The organism is Vibrio sp. Vb339 (assembly GCF_902751245.1).
Classification (GTDB): Bacteria; Pseudomonadota; Gammaproteobacteria; order Enterobacterales; family Vibrionaceae; genus Vibrio; species Vibrio coralliirubri.
The window spans coordinates 280,978-296,526 of record NZ_CADDIS010000002.1 but is presented as its reverse complement, the minus strand read 5'-3'; the positions used below and the strand labels follow the sequence as shown (position 1 = coordinate 296,526).

Sequence of the window (15,549 nt, the reverse complement as noted above, 5' to 3'; positions counted from 1 at the left end):
AACGCTGTCATGAGTATAAAAATAACAACGCAGCAAATTTCAATGCGCTACAAAGAGCGTGTTTTGTTCCACATTCCCGAATTGTCGATCGGCCCCAACGATGCCATTTATCTCAAAGGAGACAATGGTGTTGGTAAAACGACCCTACTTAAAATATTGTCTGGATTAATTCAGCCGAGCTCAGGCCGTATTCAGTCTCCAACACAGAGCTGGCAGCAGAAGTTATTCCCACGGCTCAAGTTCAAAGACATCATCTACCTGCATCAAACCCCCTATCTTTTTGATGGCTCGGTGTACCAAAATGTCGCTTATGGCATTCGCTTTAACAAAGAGAGCCAAAAAGATAAGCGAGCTCAAATAATTAATGCATTGAGAATGGTAGGTTTAGAAACCCTGGCAGATGAGCACATTTCTGTGTTGTCTGGCGGTGAGCGTCAACGCGTAGCAATGGCTCGAGCTTGGATTCTTAAGCCTTCAATCTTGCTTATGGATGAACCAAGTGCTTCTTTAGACAAAGAATCTATTGAAAGATTGGTGATTATGGCCGAAGATCTTCTTCAGAGAGGCGCGAGTTTAGTCATCACCAGTCACCAAACTAACGCGTTAACCGATTTATGTAAGAAGCAGTGGTGGATCAAAGACAATACTTTGACCGAATCCCCGCTTCTTCAAGTTATTAAGAAAGATAAAGCACAAGAGAATATTTATGCTGCTTCCAACGCAAACTAGTTGGGTTATTTTGGCTGGCGGACAGGCCAGCCGTATGGGCGGAAAAGATAAAGGACTCGTTGAGCTCAACGGTTCTCCGCTTATTCAATACGTTATAAACAAGCTGTCACAGCAAGACGTCAGCATCACTATCAATGCCAATCGTAACTTAGACAGTTACCAAGCATTTGCTCCGGTTGTTTCCGATTCTTTCCCTGACTACCCAGGTCCATTGGGTGGCATTCATGCTGGTCTTAAAAACGCGAACACAGACTGGGTTGGCTTTGTCCCTTGCGACAGCCCGCAAATCAGTGACGACCTTGTTGAGCGTTTTTGTTCTGCAGTTAAAGAAGACAGCGACATTCTTGTCGCGCATGATGGCGAATTTAAGCAACCTGTCTTCACCCTATTCCACAAGCGTGTTCTACCAAAGTTAGAAGCGTTTTTGGAACGTGGTGATCGTAAAATCATCTTGCTATACAAAGAGTGTGTTACCGAATACGTCGATTTCAGCGATTCTCCTAACTGCTTTGTTAATCTCAACACGCCAGAAGAACTCACCCAATTCGGAACGCTTCAATAATGAAAGATTCTAAACAACGCCCTAACCTTCCTTTATTGGGCTTTGCTGCTTATAGCGGTACAGGCAAAACGACCGTACTTGAAGCCCTACTTCCTCTGTTGACTGACGCGGGGTTAAAAGTTGGCGTGTTAAAACATGCTCACCACGATTTTGATGTCGATAAGCCGGGTAAAGACAGTTACCGCTTGCGTAAAGCGGGCGCGAACCAAATGTTGATTGCTTCTCGTAATCGTCACGTGATGATGACAGAAACACCAGAAGCCGAAGCAGATTTTGATTACCTGCTAACTCGCTTTGATACCAAAACGCTTGATCTAATTTTGGTTGAAGGCTGTAAGAACATCGCTTTCCCTAAAATTGAATTGCACCGAGATGAAGTGGGTAAACCTTGGTTATACCCGAACGATAACAACATTATTGCTATCGCGGCAGACAGCCAAGTTGAATCAGAGCTGCCACAAATGGCGATCAGCGATTTAGAAGCGATTCGTGATTTCATCATCGATTACGCGCAGTCCTTTGACCTTGCCTCTACAACAGGCAAAGCCGTGTCATGCTCACCTTCAAAAGACGCAGCGCCTGCAGTGTGTTGTGACTCGTTCTCCCCTGCAGGTTTAACCGTTACTCAAGGTCAGCAAAATATTGTTGATAGCATTGACGCGCTTGATCTCACAGAGAGTGTTGAATTACTGCAAGGCTACGGCCGCGTGTTGGCTGAAGATGTGATTTCACCAATCAACGTTCCTCAGAATACCAACTCTGCAATGGACGGTTATGCGATTCGTAGTGAAGATCTAGAATTGGACAGCTACAACATCGTTGCTGAAGTCATGGCGGGTCACAGCTATGAAAAAACCGTTCAACAAGGTGAAGCCGTTAAAATCATGACCGGCGCACCAATGCCAGAAGGCGTTGATGTTGTCGTGATGCGTGAACAAGCCGTCCAAGATGGCGACAAAGTTAGCTTCCCTGATGCTAAAATCTCGGTTGGACAAAATGTCCGTATGGCAGGTGAAGATTTAGGAATCGGCCAACCTGTCTTTACACGTGGCACACGCATCGAAGCGCCAGAAATGGGCATGATGGCGTCGTTAGGTTTTGGTACCTGCCCTGTTCTGCGTAAAGTGAAAGTGGGTGTGTTCTCTACGGGTGATGAAGTTCAAGCGCCGGGTAGCGAGCAAAAACCAAACTCTATCTACGATTCAAACCGTTTCACTATTATCGGCATGCTTCAAAAGCTTGGCTGTGACATCGTCGATTACGGCATCATTGAAGATGACGAACAAAAGATGATGGACGTGCTGCATTCTGCGTCGCTTGAAACCGATATGGTGCTGACTTCTGGTGGTGTGTCTGTTGGTGATGCGGATTACATCAAGCTTGCGTTGGATAAGCTGGGTGAAATCAACTTCTGGCGTATCAACATGCGTCCAGGTCGCCCATTGGCTTACGGTAAAATTGAAAACAAACCGTTCTTTGGTTTGCCGGGTAACCCTGTTGCTGTAATGGTGTCGTTTATTAACTTTGTTGAGCCTGCGATCCGCAAGCTTCAAGGTCAAACGAACTGGACACCAGTGAAAGCAAATGCGGTAGCAACTGAACAACTGCGCTCACGCCAAGGCCGTACTGAATTCAGCCGTGGTGTGTTCTCGATGAATGAATCTGGCGTGCTTGAAGTGAAAACAACGGGTAAGCAAGGTTCAGGTATTCTGCGTTCAATGAGCGAAGCGAACTGCTTAATCGAGATCTCACCTGCGGTTGATACCGTGAAAGTTGGCGAGACAGTGACGATCATTCCTCTGCAAGGTCGCGTTTAACTCAAAACAAACACCTAAATTGACTTAGCAGCTTTTTAATTGATTTAGAAGCTTTTAAGTGATTTGGAAGATCTTCGCCAAGACATAGACGAAGCCCCTTCTATCGAGCTTTCGATGTTAAGGGGCTTTTTGTTCTTTTCGTTTCGTGAAAAACAACCTGTTCGTTTCCTAAAAGACAAATAGCTTAAATTACGCTAAACGTTTAGAACGATAATCTTAAGATTTCTTACCATTACCTTGAGCCACGTACGGTTTTTATGTAGAGTGCGCGCAAAGTAATAATTCTATTGGAGAGCACCATGGCTCGTACCATTCTGTACACTTACAAAGACGAAGACAAAGAGTTACTGTTTTCAAAACAAGAACACCGCACGATCCAAGAAGCTGTTGCTGCAGCGGAAGGCATCGACATCTCTGAGTATCTAAAAACTGAGCAACAGCTTGAGTTGATTTCTGATACTAAAGCGGTTCGCAATTACCAAGACAACTACTTCCGTAAGCTTGGCTTTACTAAGCTTACGTTGAAGCAAAAAGACAACCTTGGTGTTGGTAAAAAGAAGAAGTAAGCCCTCTTGGCTCTTTTCTTGATATGTCGCTTCTAGTTTTTCGTTTGTAGTTAAGCTCCAAGATCTTAGAGCTAAAGAAACGAAAACACTGAACAATAAAAAATGCCGCAACCTCTTTCGAGATTGCGGCATTTTTATTTGTGCTTTTTAACTAATCTAACCTTAGCTAGCTTAACTTAAGTCAAGTCAAGTCAAGATTACTTAATGTTAAGGAATGCAGCGCCACGAACGCCGCCTGAATCACCGTGCTTCGCTTTGATGATCTTTGGGCATTTTGCTACAGACAGTAGGTATTTAGGGATACGCTTTGGCATCTCTTCGTAGATAAGTTCGAAGTTTGAAAGACCGCCACCCAATGCAACTACGTGTGGATCAAGACCGGTAAACAGGTTCGCGAAACAGATAGCCAATAGTTCCATGAAACGATCAACGTGCTCAGCCGCTTTTGCTTCACCTTCATTGTACGCTTGGATGATTTCAATCGCTTTCTTCTTCTCACCGAAGTAGTGCTCGTAAATCAATTCAAAGCCACGACCTGATAGGTAGCTGTCTAGACAACCTTTCTTGCCACAACCACAACCCAGTAGCGGTGCGTTGTCGCCAAGGTGGAACCAAGCATCAATAGGAAGACGCATATGGCCCAGTTCACCTGCAACGTGGTTACGACCAGAGAAAACTTTGCCTTCGTAAACTAAACCGCCACCAAAACCAGTACCTAGAATTAGGCCTGCTACTGATGGTTCGTCTTTAAGCTCGTCATCCCACGCTTCTGAAAGCGCAAAACAGTTCGCATCATTTTCAATTTTCACACTACGACCAATAAGCGCTTCTAGGTCTTTACGTAGTGGTTTCCCCGTTGAAGCTGGCACGTTAACAACCAGCATTGTGCCGTCGTCAGCATCTTCCATACCAGGAAGACCAAGACCAATTTTACCTTCGCAAGAAAATTCGTTGTCGTACTTCTTCACCAAACCGGCAATCGTATCAAGTAGCAGTTGATAATCTTCAGTAGGCGTTGGTACGCGTTCTGTTGCTACTCGCTCAAGTTTTTCATTGAACGCACCAAATTCAATTTTTGTGCCGCCAACATCGAAGCCGTAATACATGAAATCTCTCCAATTTTTCCCTAAATTCGGGCAAATAAATTTTTCAAATTAAACATCTAGGAAGCATTATCCATAACACTCCCCCTACAAACCGTGATAGATAACAAACTTATCTCGTGTTCGAATCTGTTTGAACAACAAGTCAGCACAAAGCGGTTAAAGGTTAGAGTGACGTCTCATTTTTAGTATGCTGTATGAAAGCGTTCAGGCTTGGTTTGGTTGGATCGGACTTATAACGCGTCTTACTTAGCATGTAGCTTTCGCGAAATGTCTCAAACCACAGCTGTAAAGTCTGAGCGCCCTGCTCTTCACCTGCCTGTTTCAAAACCAAGCTCGCCACTTCTGCAGTCGAAAGATGTTGTTCGTTGTCTGACTTACGCATCATGTATTGCGAAACCGATTCTGGTTCAATCGACAACACGGGTAAATCTTGCAGATACTCTGAACGACGGAAGATACGTCGCGCTTCTCGCCAACTGCCATCAATAAAAATCAGCAGCAACGTCTTGTTCGAATCTCGCATCTCACCAAGGTCTGCAACCACGCGCGATTTGTCATCGGTATAATCTTCAGGAAAGACCACGACTGGCTGATATTTATCGTCTTTCAGCACATCAAGCATCTCTTGATTTGGCTCAGTACGATGCCAAAGGTAGGCATAGCTGTCTTTAACGGTATCAAGGATTAAGCGGCCGGTATTACTTGGCTTGAGTATTTCATTGTCCGATAAGATCAACATGGTCGCGACGTTCGTATTTACGTCTGGTTGATGTTCACAGATACAGCTGTCTTGTTTGATTTTGCAGAACTCACATCGAACCACTTTACACCCGCGCGCGTTAAACGGCTTGGTAGAAAGAGACAAACGGTGTTGATATAAACGGTGAAAAGCGTGGATTCTCATGGACAATAACGATAAATCTAGAAAAGTGGCACGATTGTACTTACAGTGTCCCTAGAATGATAGAAGGAATTCCCATGCAAGACCCATCACTGCTTCGCCTTGTTTGTTTTATTGTCGTTTTGGGACTGTGTGCGCTTTGGGAATACCGTTTTCCACGTAAAGCACTGACTCAAAGCAAATGGTTTCGGTGGGGAAACAACTTTGCGCTGGTTGCTTTGAACAGCTTTCTATTGGCCACTTTAATTCCTATTGCAGCATTTCAAGCGGCGGTTATCGCACAAGAAAATCAATGGGGTTTGTTCAATACCCTGTCACTTCCGAAAGAACTCACTATTTTGATTTGTGTATTGCTGTTGGATTGTGCCATTTACCTACAACACTTGGTGTTTCACCGTGTTCCTTGGTTGTGGAAGCTACATCGAGTTCACCATGCGGACCTCGATATTGATGTCACAACCGGAACGCGCTTTCACCCTATTGAGATGTTTCTTTCAATGCTTATCAAAGTAAGCTTGGTGATCGCGCTTGGTGTGCCTGTCATTGCTGTCGTGATTTTTGAAATTGTTCTTAATGCCAGCGCGATGTTTAACCATAGCAATGCACGTCTTCCGTTATGGATTGATAAACAATTAAGAAAAGTGATTGTGACTCCGGACATGCACCGCGTTCATCACTCGGTCATTGTGAAAGAAACCCATTCAAACTTTGGTTTCTTTTTATCTGTGTGGGACATCTGGTTTAAGACTTACCGCGCCCAACCCAAGCTTGGCCATGATAAGGTGCATATTGGTGTTCCCGAGATTCAAGATGGTAAAGAGCAACGGCTAGATTTAATGTTGCGTCAGCCATTTGCACGATTCCCGACAACGAAAGATTAGGTTCGAATTCGGTTGAGTCTCAAGATTATATTGAGATCAACCTTAGCTTAATCCGAAAACAAAACGCCCTTAGATTCTTGTGAGAACTTAAGGGCGTTTCTGTATCGATAGAATTATAAGAGCAGCTAGTGCTTCAACTCTTGTGCGGTTTGGCTTAACTCAGCACGCTCGTTTATTTCAGCACGCTCGTTTACTTTAAAACGTACTTATGAAGCATAGCTTGTTGGTGCCCTGCTATCTCTCCGACTTGCTCTGAACTCTCGATCATAGATTCAAGTTGCAGCTTAGTATTCTCGCCCTGCTCAGATACTCGGGTGATTGAATGGGTTACATCGACAGTCGCACGAGCTTGTTCTTCCGTAGCCACCATGATTTGCTCAACACGCCCTTTGATCTGGCTTACTGCAAATTCGATTTTCTCGAAGGCTTGTCTTACATCGCCACTGGTTTGCAATGCATTGGCCATCTCACTTCTCGATTCCGTTACAGAAGCACGTGAGCGATCTGCTGCCGCGACTAGTTCATTCATCATGCTACGAATATTGGTGGTTTGCTGGGACGTGCCGCTCGCCAATTTACGCACTTCGTCTGCAACTACCGCAAAACCTCGACCTTGTTCACCTGCTCGCGCCGCTTCTATCGCAGCATTCAGTGCCAATAAATTGGTGTTTTCAGCGATACCACTGATCATGTCGACCATTTCACGAATCTGCTTAACTCGACCATCCAAGTCAGCCATCGACTCTTCACTCATGCTAAGAGATTGCTCAAGCGCTTGTAATCGTTGTTGGTTAAGGCCAACCACTTGGCTGCCATTCACTGACTCATCTTCTGCTATTTGTGCATCGTCGTTCGACGCGTTAGAGATACGAGCTATCTCACCAATCGATGCTTCTAGTTCAGTAATGGTGGTGATCATATTCTGAAGTGATTCGTTCTGCTCGTTCAAGCTCGAATTGGTTTGCTCTGCAGCGTCGTGGCTTACTTCAGCCGTTTGATAAAGCGTCTCACAGTTACGCGTTACTAAACGAACCGAATCTGCGGTTGAATCAACGACCGTATTGAGTTTTGAAGTAATAACTTGCAGCTCTAGCGGCCCCAGTAATTCACTCTGTTTAGAGAAGTCATGATCTGCCAGTGAACTCAACTGTTGAGTTATGTTTTTAAGCCCTTTATTCATCCAACGGCGTAACACGAACCATGAAATCACAATGATTACGGCAATCACTAGTCCGCTGATAAACAACACACGATCAATATTGGTGATGGTTTGATTTACAATCAGTTCACTTTCATCAATCAGGTGGGAAGCGGTAGAAGACAGCTGATTCAATGTGCTAATGACGGTGTTCGCTAAGTTAATGACTTGCGTTAAGTTCTGCTCTTGTTGCTGAACCAGTTCGAGTTTCAAGAGAATTTGTTTGATTACGCCTTCTTCGGTAAAGCCTTCTTTCACCATCTCGTAAGGCGCCGTCAAGCTCGCGAACTCAGCGATGTCTGGGTGCCAATCGGCAAAATCGCTGTAAGCCAAGTTAAGGCCTGCGATTCGGTTTCTCAATTGACGGTATTCGTCTTGTGCTTTATCAATGTCAGATTGCATCATCAGCATCAAGAAGGTGTTCGCCATAGCAGACGCGCTGGATGTAAATCGGTTCGATGCATCGCTCGCTTCTGGGTTGTCTTCAACCAATAATGAGCTGATTCTATTCATTTCTGGTCCGATAGACCCAACGCCATAACGGAACTCGCCCATTTTACTGTCGATCAGATTTTGCTTACTTTGAATTTCGATCTGCGCCAGCAGTACCGTGTTGGTCATGGTTTGCAGTTGTGCCATGTCATCGACAAGGTTTTGTTGTTGCTCTAAAGAGATTGCCTCAGGAAAAGATTGGGAGATAAAAAGGAGTTCCTCTAGCGTGGTATTGCTCTCTGTCGCGAGTTGGTCAATTGAGCCCCTTGTGGCATTCAGTGTATCTAAGTCGGTTGATTGGGTGCTGTAAGTGAGAAGTTTTACTTGTTCTAATACGCTTTGCGTTAATTCAGCATTATGTAGAGCAAGGGGTAATGCTTGTTCCGAGAGTGCATCAAAATGTCCCCCGACCCGTTCAACGCCCCGAATGCTAACCATTGATAAAAAACTAACAAGTAAAAGAATGGAAATAAATACAGCAGTGACGGTTTGAATGAGCGAGAATGTATAACGTGAGGGTTTTATTGATAAATTTGTGTCGGGCATGTGAAATCCAGTTTGACTACGAAAAGAGATATCCTTAAGTTAGGTCGTATACTAGAAGTCCTTGATGACGTTTTTATTTCAGTTTTTTGTCAGAAGAGTTACATATGAAAATCAGAAAAATGGCTGTAGTTACAATAACTTTAGCAACATTGGCTGCTTGTAGCTCGTCACCATCGCCTTCTCAGCTCAGTCAAACCGCACAGAGACCCCTATCAAAATCAGAACAATCGACTACAAACGCCTATATGAGCGTGTATGAACAGTGGAAAGGTGTGCCATACCATTTCGGCGGGACATCATTTCGAGGTATAGATTGCTCTGCTTTTGTTCAAATCGCCGTGCAAAATGCGACTCAACAAGCCCTACCAAGAACCACAAAAGACCAGAGTAAAAAGGGAAAAGAAATTGCGTATGGGGAAGCAACAAGCGGTGACTTGGTGTTTTTCAAGACTTCGATGACGGTGCGACATGTAGGCGTTTACTTAGGAAACAATCAATTTCTACATGCTTCGACATCGAAAGGTGTCATTATTTCTAGGTTAGATAACCCATACTGGGCATCCAAGTTTTGGCACTTTAGGCGTTTATAGCGGTTCGAAAGATAAACCGCTGAGCGAGGTAACTCTAGAAAGATACGACTTAAACACCCGTTGTTATTTATGCTGACTAATTACGGCGATAAATGAGCAAACAAACCGTTAATCGTATTTAGCAACAGCAGTATCAAACAGGTTCTTTACTAACGCGATGTACTCATCAAGGAATACAATTTGTTCGTTAGTCGCTTTCTTAGCCCACACACCCGCTAATACTTCACCAAGATCCGCTACTACGGCATCGGCTTCTTTCAAAAGTTGAAAACGAACGCTCGAATGCAACTCTGGGTTTTGCTCGAAAATAGCCATGATGTTCGTTGAAATCATGTCGGTAACAATGTCTTCGACACTTTCGTTTCCAGTATCACCATTACTATTGGTAAACACATCAAGGTTAAATGATAGGTGCTCGATTAAAGCCAAATAGCCATCGGTTTCTACAACCACAATAATTCTCCGTTTTAAGCTCTAGAGCAGATTAATACGTACTTGCCTAATACTATGTAATTGAAGCTATTTGTCATCACTTTATTGCCCAAAACCGCATTAAAATGATCCTAGTTAGTATTTCAGCTTAAAATTAAATCGATATAGCTTTATGTGGTATACCTGCCTACTCGAGCCACAAGTCAATTCACGCCAACAAAGTGTAAGACAAACTTTGAAGCAAAGTATTGCGCCAGTTAACAATAGCCCTTTCAACTAACTCTAAAAGCTCATTTAATTTAGTCGCTAGACAATAACAAGCTCAAATCACTTTTCCAGTTTGTTGCGTTCAAAACCGTTTCGATTGTGAGACCAGTTCCAAACTATTTCATCACGTCAGGTTTTCAATTTATGTTTGTATTTCAAAGAGCTTGAATCAGTTCGAGTTCACAATTCGGCCAATTGATTCTGCGTAAGATGAAGAAGAGCTAAGAACATTGACGAGTGCGTCTATAAATTGTTCAGATTTATCCTAAACTATTGCTATTAAACAAACAGTATTTCTAACCTTCAATCTTTTTAACTTTCAGTCTTTGAGGATTTCCTATGTGGCAGGCCATTTCTCAACAACTTTCAGATACTCTTCTATTTAACTTTCAGATTACTGAACGTACCAAGGTTTCTGGTGGCGACATTAACGATTGCTATATGATCAGCGATGGTAATGAACGTTACTTTGTGAAAGTGAATCAGCGAGAATTTTTACCTAAGTTTGAAATTGAAGCTGAGAACTTACGCTTGTTAAGAGAAACCTCCACCGTTTACGTTCCTGAGTTGGTGCTTATTGGCAAAACCAAAGAGTGCTCGTTCATTATTCTCAACTACTTACCAACCAAACCGCTCGAGACGGGCAACAATAGCTTCGATTTCGGCGTTCAGCTTGCGCAGCTTCATCAATGGGGCGAGCAAAAAGAGTTTGGTTGCGACCAAGACAACTATATCGGCAGCACACTTCAACCCAACCCTTGGCATAAGAAATGGGGGCGCTTTTTCTCTGAGCAACGCATTGGTTTCCAACTGCAACTACTCAAAGAGAAAGGCATCGAATTCGGTGATATTGATGACATCGTTGATGTGGTGAATATGCATCTTGCTGGCCACAACCCTCGCCCTTCTTTGCTTCATGGGGATCTTTGGAATGGTAATGTAGCAAATTCAGCCTTTGGGCCAATCTGTTACGACCCGGCTTGTTATTGGGGCGATCATGAATGTGATTTGGCATTAACGGAATTGTTTGAAGGGTTTCCAAAAGAGTTTTATGACGGTTACCAGAGCGTCAATCCACTCGACGTTGGCTATACTGATCGGAAAGACATTTACAACTTGTACCATCTTCTTAACCACTGCAATCAATTTGGCGGCGAATATTTAGCACAAACTGAAGCATGCATTCAGAAGATACAGGCCGTTTAATACCAATCACAGCGAGCTAAGTCGTTCTATAAAGCTACTGCGGTCTATACAAGCTGCAGCGATCTATAAAGCGACTACGATTGAGACAAGTTACAGTGAGGAGAATTCGCGATGCATAAATACACAGAGAAACATGTCTCCTGCCCCCACTGTGGGCATGCCATCAGCATAACGCTTGATGCTTCTAATGGGAGCCAAGATTTTTATGACGATTGCCCAGCGTGTTGCAATGCCATTCACCTAGACATGCAGGTAGATGAAGTAAGAGACAGGATTAATCTCTCGATTGATGCAGACGACGAACAAGTCTTCTAACACCTACTCTCTTGTCGAGTTGGCTCTACACCTCGATTTAAAGCTACCCTCGATTTTGAGGCCAGCCTAGAAAAACGCAGATACATACAAATAGAAAAAGAGCACTCAATGTGCTCTTTTTTAATGTCTTCAGGTTTACTTAGTCAGCGCTTTTTAAGCAAGTGCTGTTGATAAACCGCAACTACTATTTTTGGTTTGCTAATACGCGTTCAACAGTATCAACAATCGCTTGTGTTTGAGGATCAAACTCAATGTTTACTTGGTCGCCTACTTCACGGCCGCCAAACAGAGTACGATTCAGTGTTTCTGGGATCAGGTGAACGGAGAAACGGTTCTCTTCCACTTCACCAATCGTTAATGAACAACCATCAACTCCGATGTAGCCCTTGCTCAACACATACTTCATTGATTCTTGAGGCAGCTCAAACCAAAGCGTGCGGTTGTTTTCTGTCTTAATCACATCAACGAGATTAGCCATCAAAGTAATGTGGCCAGACATGCTATGCCCGCCAATTTCGTCACCAAACTTTGCTGCACGCTCAACATTCACTTTGTCACCAACATTCAGCTGACCTAAGTTCGTCAATCGCAATGTTGCTTGCATTAAATCAAAAGCAATCTGGTTGCCAGAAATTTCCGTTACCGTTAAGCAACAACCGTTATGAGCTACTGAAGCGCCAATTGCTAACCCCTCAACCATTTCGTCACTTAACTCAATGGTATGAGTTTGAAACAACTCTTTTTTGTTTATAGCAACCAGTGTTGCCATGCCTTGAACGATACCTGTAAACATAAGATTCCTATTTAGCATTCTAATAACAGTTTTTCATAGCAGTTATTGTGACATTTCTTTATGATTCGTCCAGTGGAAGCTTAAGATCATTGTCTCTGATTCCTTCAGAATGTCCTTTCCTACACTATTATTCTAATTTTCCCTCTTATTTGGAGTTGTTTGTGCATCGTTACAAAGAAGAATCCTCGAATCTAATCAAACTTGCGACCCCAGTATTGATCGCATCTGTTGCACAAACTGGAATGGGGTTTGTTGATACCGTAATGGCCGGTGGCGTAAGTGCTATCGATATGGCGGCGGTTTCTATTGCAGCAAGTATATGGCTACCATCAATCTTATTTGGTGTCGGTCTATTGATGGCGTTGGTTCCTGTCGTTGCACAACTGAATGGTTCTGGTCGACAAGTCAAAATTCCATTTGAGATTCAACAAGGTGCTTTTTTAGCACTCGTCATTTCCCTTCCAATCATTGGCGTCCTGTTCCAGACGCAATTGATATTGGAGTGGATGGACATTGAACAACTCATGGCGGAAAAAACCATCGGCTATATGAATGCGGTGATGTTTGCTGTACCTGCATTTTTGTTGTTCCAAACATTGCGAAGCTTTACGGATGGTATGTCTTTAACTAAGCCTGCGATGGTGATTGGTTTTATTGGTTTGCTATTAAACATCCCGCTGAACTGGATGTTCGTATACGGAAAACTTGGTGCTCCTGCTCTGGGTGGTGTTGGCTGTGGCGTGGCAACGGCTATCGTATATTGGGTGATGTTTGCTCTGCTGTTCGCTTACGTTTTAACATCAAAGCGTTTGGCGAAAATCAATATCTTCGGTACGTTTCATAAACCGCAACTTAAAGCGCAAATTCGTCTGTTTAGACTTGGTTTCCCAGTCGCGGCCGCTATCTTCTTCGAGGTAACTCTGTTTGCGGTGGTTTCTCTGTTAGTTGCACCATTAGGTTCATTGATTGTTGCCGCGCACCAAGTCGCGATCAACTTCTCTTCGCTAGTCTTCATGATTCCAATGAGTATCGGTGCCGCGGTGAGTATTCGTGTTGGGCATAAGTTGGGCGAAAACAACACCGAAGGCGCTAAGATCGCGACACACGTGGGTATCATTGTTGGTTTAGTGACAGCCTTAATGACAGCAGCGTTAACGGTTCTGTTTAGAGAACAGGTTGCATTACTTTACACAGAGAACACTGCGGTAATTACCGTTGCAATGCAGTTGCTGTTGTTCGCGGCGGTTTATCAATGCACTGACGCCATCCAAGTAATCGCTGCAGGTGCTCTGCGTGGCTACAAAGACATGCGTTCAATCTTCAACATTACCTTCGTTGCTTACTGGTTGCTTGGTCTTCCTATCGGCTACATCTTAGGAATGAAAGATTGGATTGTTGAACCTATGGGCGCGCACGGTTTCTGGATTGGTTTCATTGTCGGTCTAACGTCAGCAGCGATTATGCTGGGTATGCGTCTACACTGGATGCACAAGCAGGACGATGACGTTCAGTTAGAATTTAGTTCTCGCTAGATTCGTACTCACTAAGTCGGTCTATCTGATTTCGAATACAAAAAAGAGCTCTGATTTTCAGGGCTCTTTTTCGTTTAATGGTCAGGTAGATCGTATCTGCCTTAATATTCACTCTTCTCTCGAACAAAGCGCGCAAACTTGGGTTTTCCGTTTTGAGTAAAACCATTGTAGCGAAAGGTAATTCGGCTGCCGATCTCTGGCGGTGCGAGTCTCATTTGGTCACTGAATCCGCTGCCTATATAAAATTCCACACCCTCTTCTGTGTGAACCAAGATTGAACCCATCATCCCTTTATACTTCCCTGTCCCACCCTTGTAGCCAATAACCGTGGCTTCGGCATCATGATGCCTTTTAAGCTTTAACAAATCATTACTTCGGCCTGCTTGATAACGACTGGTGATCTTTCTAAGCATCAAACCTTCGCCATTACGCTCATCGACATTATCAAGTTGATGAAATAAAGCCTCTTCACTGTGAATTGGTACATGTTCTATGTAGCTGACATGAGATTCTCCAATCACGCTTACCCAATGCAAAATGTTGTAATAGCGCTTTTGATAATCTCCCGCAGCACCGGGCATATCAAACAGCATGAAATCAATTTGGTGCCATGCAGTGTCACTCGGCGTATGATCGAGAACGGTAGATTGAACGAGATGGAACTTGCCCCTTCCTGCCCACAACTCTCCTTCTAGACGGACCTTAGGCAAGTTTTCAGTAAACCATTTGGGTGAGTAAATGCGATTGCCATTGCGTGTATAAAGGTGTTGTCCATCCCATAGAGCGCGAATCCCATCAAGTTTTTCACTCTTCCAGTATTCAGAAACATCTATGCCTTGCTGGTAGGAGTTTGCAAGCACCAAATGGTCGGGCGGTAAATAGGATGAATGAGATGAAAGCGAACACGCCCATAGAGTGGCTAAAGCCAGTTTGGTTAATCTCATCATCTGCTCCGTATTTATATCTGTAGTGGTCAACAAATGCCTTTAATCCTAAGCGCTCTAACACGCAGTTAGACAATCTTTGCCAGAAGATGCGATCCACTCATCAACCTTATCTAATCTTTGCATTTATTCATTAAATTAATGACTTATAGCTCTCATATGTTCCGCCGTTTTTAGTTCTCATATTGAGAAACGTCTTTTCTCAATATGAGATGGGAATCCGCACTAAATATAACTCATTGAAAAATAACAACATAAAAGTTGGCACATTCAGTGCAATTGTCAATACATACTTAAAAGGAGATATCGCTATGGAACTACGTAAGATTGATTTGAATACAACGACACTGACGCTTTCTATCTTCGGTGATTTGGATGCAGCAGGTAGTCGTGATGCACAAACAGACATCGATGATGTGATTTCTAATGATGGCCACCCTGAGATCGAAGTTGATTTTAGCCAAGTTGAGTTTTTAGATTCATCTGGTGTTGGCGCGATTGTTTATATGTTCAAACGTCTGACTGAGCGCGAACGCAACATGCGACTTGAAAATGTAACTGGTCAGCCTCTTGAAATTATGAACCTACTACGTATTGGTCACGCTATCCCAGTAAATTCAAAAAATCCTACAAATTCATGAAGATCCACTAAGCTAGAAGTAACAAAAAAAT

The 15,549-nt window shown here is 43.5% G+C and carries 16 protein-coding genes; 10 read left to right on the top strand and 6 right to left on the bottom strand.

Annotation, left to right across the window (positions count from 1 at the left end; all coding sequences use genetic code 11):
* Positions 1-9: 9 nt before the first annotated feature.
* From HRQ85_RS10220 to HRQ85_RS10205, 4 genes are all read left to right on the top strand, one after another.
* A complete protein-coding gene (locus HRQ85_RS10220) occupies positions 10-729 on the top strand; it encodes an energy-coupling factor ABC transporter ATP-binding protein (protein ID WP_050621333.1) in 720 nt (239 codons plus the stop codon).
* Complete coding sequence (gene mobA / locus HRQ85_RS10215; protein WP_017067176.1) at positions 707-1,291, top strand: molybdenum cofactor guanylyltransferase MobA; 585 nt, start codon at positions 707-709, stop codon at positions 1,289-1,291. Before HRQ85_RS10220 ends, mobA begins: the two co-directional genes overlap by 23 nt.
* Positions 1,291-3,108: a bifunctional molybdopterin-guanine dinucleotide biosynthesis adaptor protein MobB/molybdopterin molybdotransferase MoeA gene (locus HRQ85_RS10210; protein WP_172379543.1), complete on the top strand. Its 1,818-nt coding sequence runs from the start codon at positions 1,291-1,293 to the stop codon at positions 3,106-3,108. Before mobA ends, HRQ85_RS10210 begins: the two co-directional genes overlap by 1 nt.
* Positions 3,109-3,407: 299 nt before the next feature.
* A complete protein-coding gene (locus tag HRQ85_RS10205; protein WP_017063882.1) occupies positions 3,408-3,674 on the top strand; it encodes a DUF2960 family protein in 267 nt (88 codons plus the stop codon).
* Positions 3,675-3,871: 197 nt separating this feature from the next.
* Here HRQ85_RS10205 and nagK read toward each other — a convergent pair whose 3' ends face one another.
* Both nagK and HRQ85_RS10195 read right to left on the bottom strand, forming a co-directional pair.
* Positions 3,872-4,780 carry an N-acetylglucosamine kinase gene (gene nagK / locus HRQ85_RS10200; protein WP_050621335.1) on the bottom strand — a complete coding sequence of 303 codons (909 nt, stop codon included), beginning with the start codon at positions 4,778-4,780 and terminating at the stop codon, positions 3,872-3,874.
* Between the two features lie 163 nt (positions 4,781-4,943).
* On the bottom strand, positions 4,944-5,690 hold the full coding sequence (locus tag HRQ85_RS10195; protein ID WP_172379542.1) for a tRNA-uridine aminocarboxypropyltransferase: 747 nt from the start codon (positions 5,688-5,690) through the stop codon (positions 4,944-4,946).
* A gap of 68 nt (positions 5,691-5,758) precedes the next feature.
* On the opposite strand from HRQ85_RS10195, the gene HRQ85_RS10190 reads away from it, so the two are divergent.
* Positions 5,759-6,562 (top strand): sterol desaturase family protein, encoded by an 804-nt coding sequence (locus HRQ85_RS10190; RefSeq protein WP_172379541.1) that lies wholly within the window; start codon positions 5,759-5,761, stop codon positions 6,560-6,562.
* A gap of 190 nt (positions 6,563-6,752) precedes the next feature.
* Here the strand turns inward: HRQ85_RS10190 and HRQ85_RS10185 are convergent, their stop codons facing one another.
* Positions 6,753-8,798: a methyl-accepting chemotaxis protein gene (locus HRQ85_RS10185; protein WP_172379540.1), complete on the bottom strand. Its 2,046-nt coding sequence runs from the start codon at positions 8,796-8,798 to the stop codon at positions 6,753-6,755.
* A 104-nt stretch (positions 8,799-8,902) separates the two neighbouring features.
* Here HRQ85_RS10185 and HRQ85_RS10180 point away from each other — a divergent pair, with 104 nt between their 5' ends.
* Positions 8,903-9,388, top strand: coding sequence for a C40 family peptidase (locus HRQ85_RS10180; RefSeq protein WP_050621338.1), 486 nt, complete (start codon positions 8,903-8,905; stop codon positions 9,386-9,388).
* A 108-nt stretch (positions 9,389-9,496) separates the two neighbouring features.
* On the opposite strand, the gene HRQ85_RS10175 is transcribed toward HRQ85_RS10180, so the two are convergent.
* Positions 9,497-9,841: a DUF3802 family protein gene (locus tag HRQ85_RS10175; RefSeq protein ID WP_010440912.1), complete on the bottom strand. Its 345-nt coding sequence runs from the start codon at positions 9,839-9,841 to the stop codon at positions 9,497-9,499.
* Positions 9,842-10,426: 585 nt separating this feature from the next.
* Here HRQ85_RS10175 and HRQ85_RS10170 point away from each other — a divergent pair.
* Positions 10,427-11,293: a fructosamine kinase family protein gene (locus tag HRQ85_RS10170; protein WP_172379539.1), complete on the top strand. Its 867-nt coding sequence runs from the start codon at positions 10,427-10,429 to the stop codon at positions 11,291-11,293.
* Positions 11,294-11,404: 111 nt separating this feature from the next.
* On the top strand, positions 11,405-11,608 hold the full coding sequence (locus tag HRQ85_RS10165) for a CPXCG motif-containing cysteine-rich protein (protein ID WP_004733789.1): 204 nt from the start codon (positions 11,405-11,407) through the stop codon (positions 11,606-11,608).
* 184 nt (positions 11,609-11,792) lie between these two features.
* Here HRQ85_RS10165 and HRQ85_RS10160 read toward each other — a convergent pair whose 3' ends face one another.
* Complete coding sequence (locus HRQ85_RS10160; protein WP_050649098.1) at positions 11,793-12,401, bottom strand: riboflavin synthase; 609 nt, start codon at positions 12,399-12,401, stop codon at positions 11,793-11,795.
* A 161-nt stretch (positions 12,402-12,562) separates the two neighbouring features.
* Here HRQ85_RS10160 and HRQ85_RS10155 point away from each other — a divergent pair, with 161 nt between their 5' ends.
* Complete coding sequence (locus HRQ85_RS10155; RefSeq protein WP_048611045.1) at positions 12,563-13,933, top strand: MATE family efflux transporter; 1,371 nt, start codon at positions 12,563-12,565, stop codon at positions 13,931-13,933.
* Between the two features lie 101 nt (positions 13,934-14,034).
* Here HRQ85_RS10155 and HRQ85_RS10150 read toward each other — a convergent pair whose 3' ends face one another.
* Positions 14,035-14,877 (bottom strand): DNA ligase, encoded by an 843-nt coding sequence (locus HRQ85_RS10150; protein WP_050649925.1) that lies wholly within the window; start codon positions 14,875-14,877, stop codon positions 14,035-14,037.
* Positions 14,878-15,188: 311 nt separating this feature from the next.
* Between HRQ85_RS10150 and HRQ85_RS10145 the strand changes: the two genes are divergently transcribed.
* Positions 15,189-15,518, top strand: a complete 330-nt coding sequence (locus tag HRQ85_RS10145; protein WP_004733793.1) for an STAS domain-containing protein — start codon at positions 15,189-15,191, stop codon at positions 15,516-15,518.
* Positions 15,519-15,549 lie beyond the last annotated feature (31 nt).

What these genes read in the sequence shown, in the direction of transcription:
- HRQ85_RS10220 (WP_050621333.1), top strand. Translation starts at nt 10, where the DNA reads ATGAGTATAAAAATAACAACGCAGCAAATTTCAATGCGCTACAAAGAG.
- mobA (WP_017067176.1), top strand. Translation starts at nt 707, where the DNA reads ATGCTGCTTCCAACGCAAACTAGTTGGGTTATTTTGGCTGGCGGACAG.
- HRQ85_RS10210 (WP_172379543.1), top strand. Translation starts at nt 1,291, where the DNA reads ATGAAAGATTCTAAACAACGCCCTAACCTTCCTTTATTGGGCTTTGCT.
- HRQ85_RS10205 (WP_017063882.1), top strand. Translation starts at nt 3,408, where the DNA reads ATGGCTCGTACCATTCTGTACACTTACAAAGACGAAGACAAAGAGTTA.
- nagK (WP_050621335.1), bottom strand. Translation starts at nt 4,780, where the DNA reads ATGTATTACGGCTTCGATGTTGGCGGCACAAAAATTGAATTTGGTGCG.
- HRQ85_RS10190 (WP_172379541.1), top strand. Translation starts at nt 5,759, where the DNA reads ATGCAAGACCCATCACTGCTTCGCCTTGTTTGTTTTATTGTCGTTTTG.
- HRQ85_RS10185 (WP_172379540.1), bottom strand. Translation starts at nt 8,798, where the DNA reads ATGCCCGACACAAATTTATCAATAAAACCCTCACGTTATACATTCTCG.
- HRQ85_RS10180 (WP_050621338.1), top strand. Translation starts at nt 8,903, where the DNA reads ATGAAAATCAGAAAAATGGCTGTAGTTACAATAACTTTAGCAACATTG.
- HRQ85_RS10170 (WP_172379539.1), top strand. Translation starts at nt 10,427, where the DNA reads ATGTGGCAGGCCATTTCTCAACAACTTTCAGATACTCTTCTATTTAAC.
- HRQ85_RS10165 (WP_004733789.1), top strand. Translation starts at nt 11,405, where the DNA reads ATGCATAAATACACAGAGAAACATGTCTCCTGCCCCCACTGTGGGCAT.
- HRQ85_RS10160 (WP_050649098.1), bottom strand. Translation starts at nt 12,401, where the DNA reads ATGTTTACAGGTATCGTTCAAGGCATGGCAACACTGGTTGCTATAAAC.
- HRQ85_RS10150 (WP_050649925.1), bottom strand. Translation starts at nt 14,877, where the DNA reads ATGAGATTAACCAAACTGGCTTTAGCCACTCTATGGGCGTGTTCGCTT.
- HRQ85_RS10145 (WP_004733793.1), top strand. Translation starts at nt 15,189, where the DNA reads ATGGAACTACGTAAGATTGATTTGAATACAACGACACTGACGCTTTCT.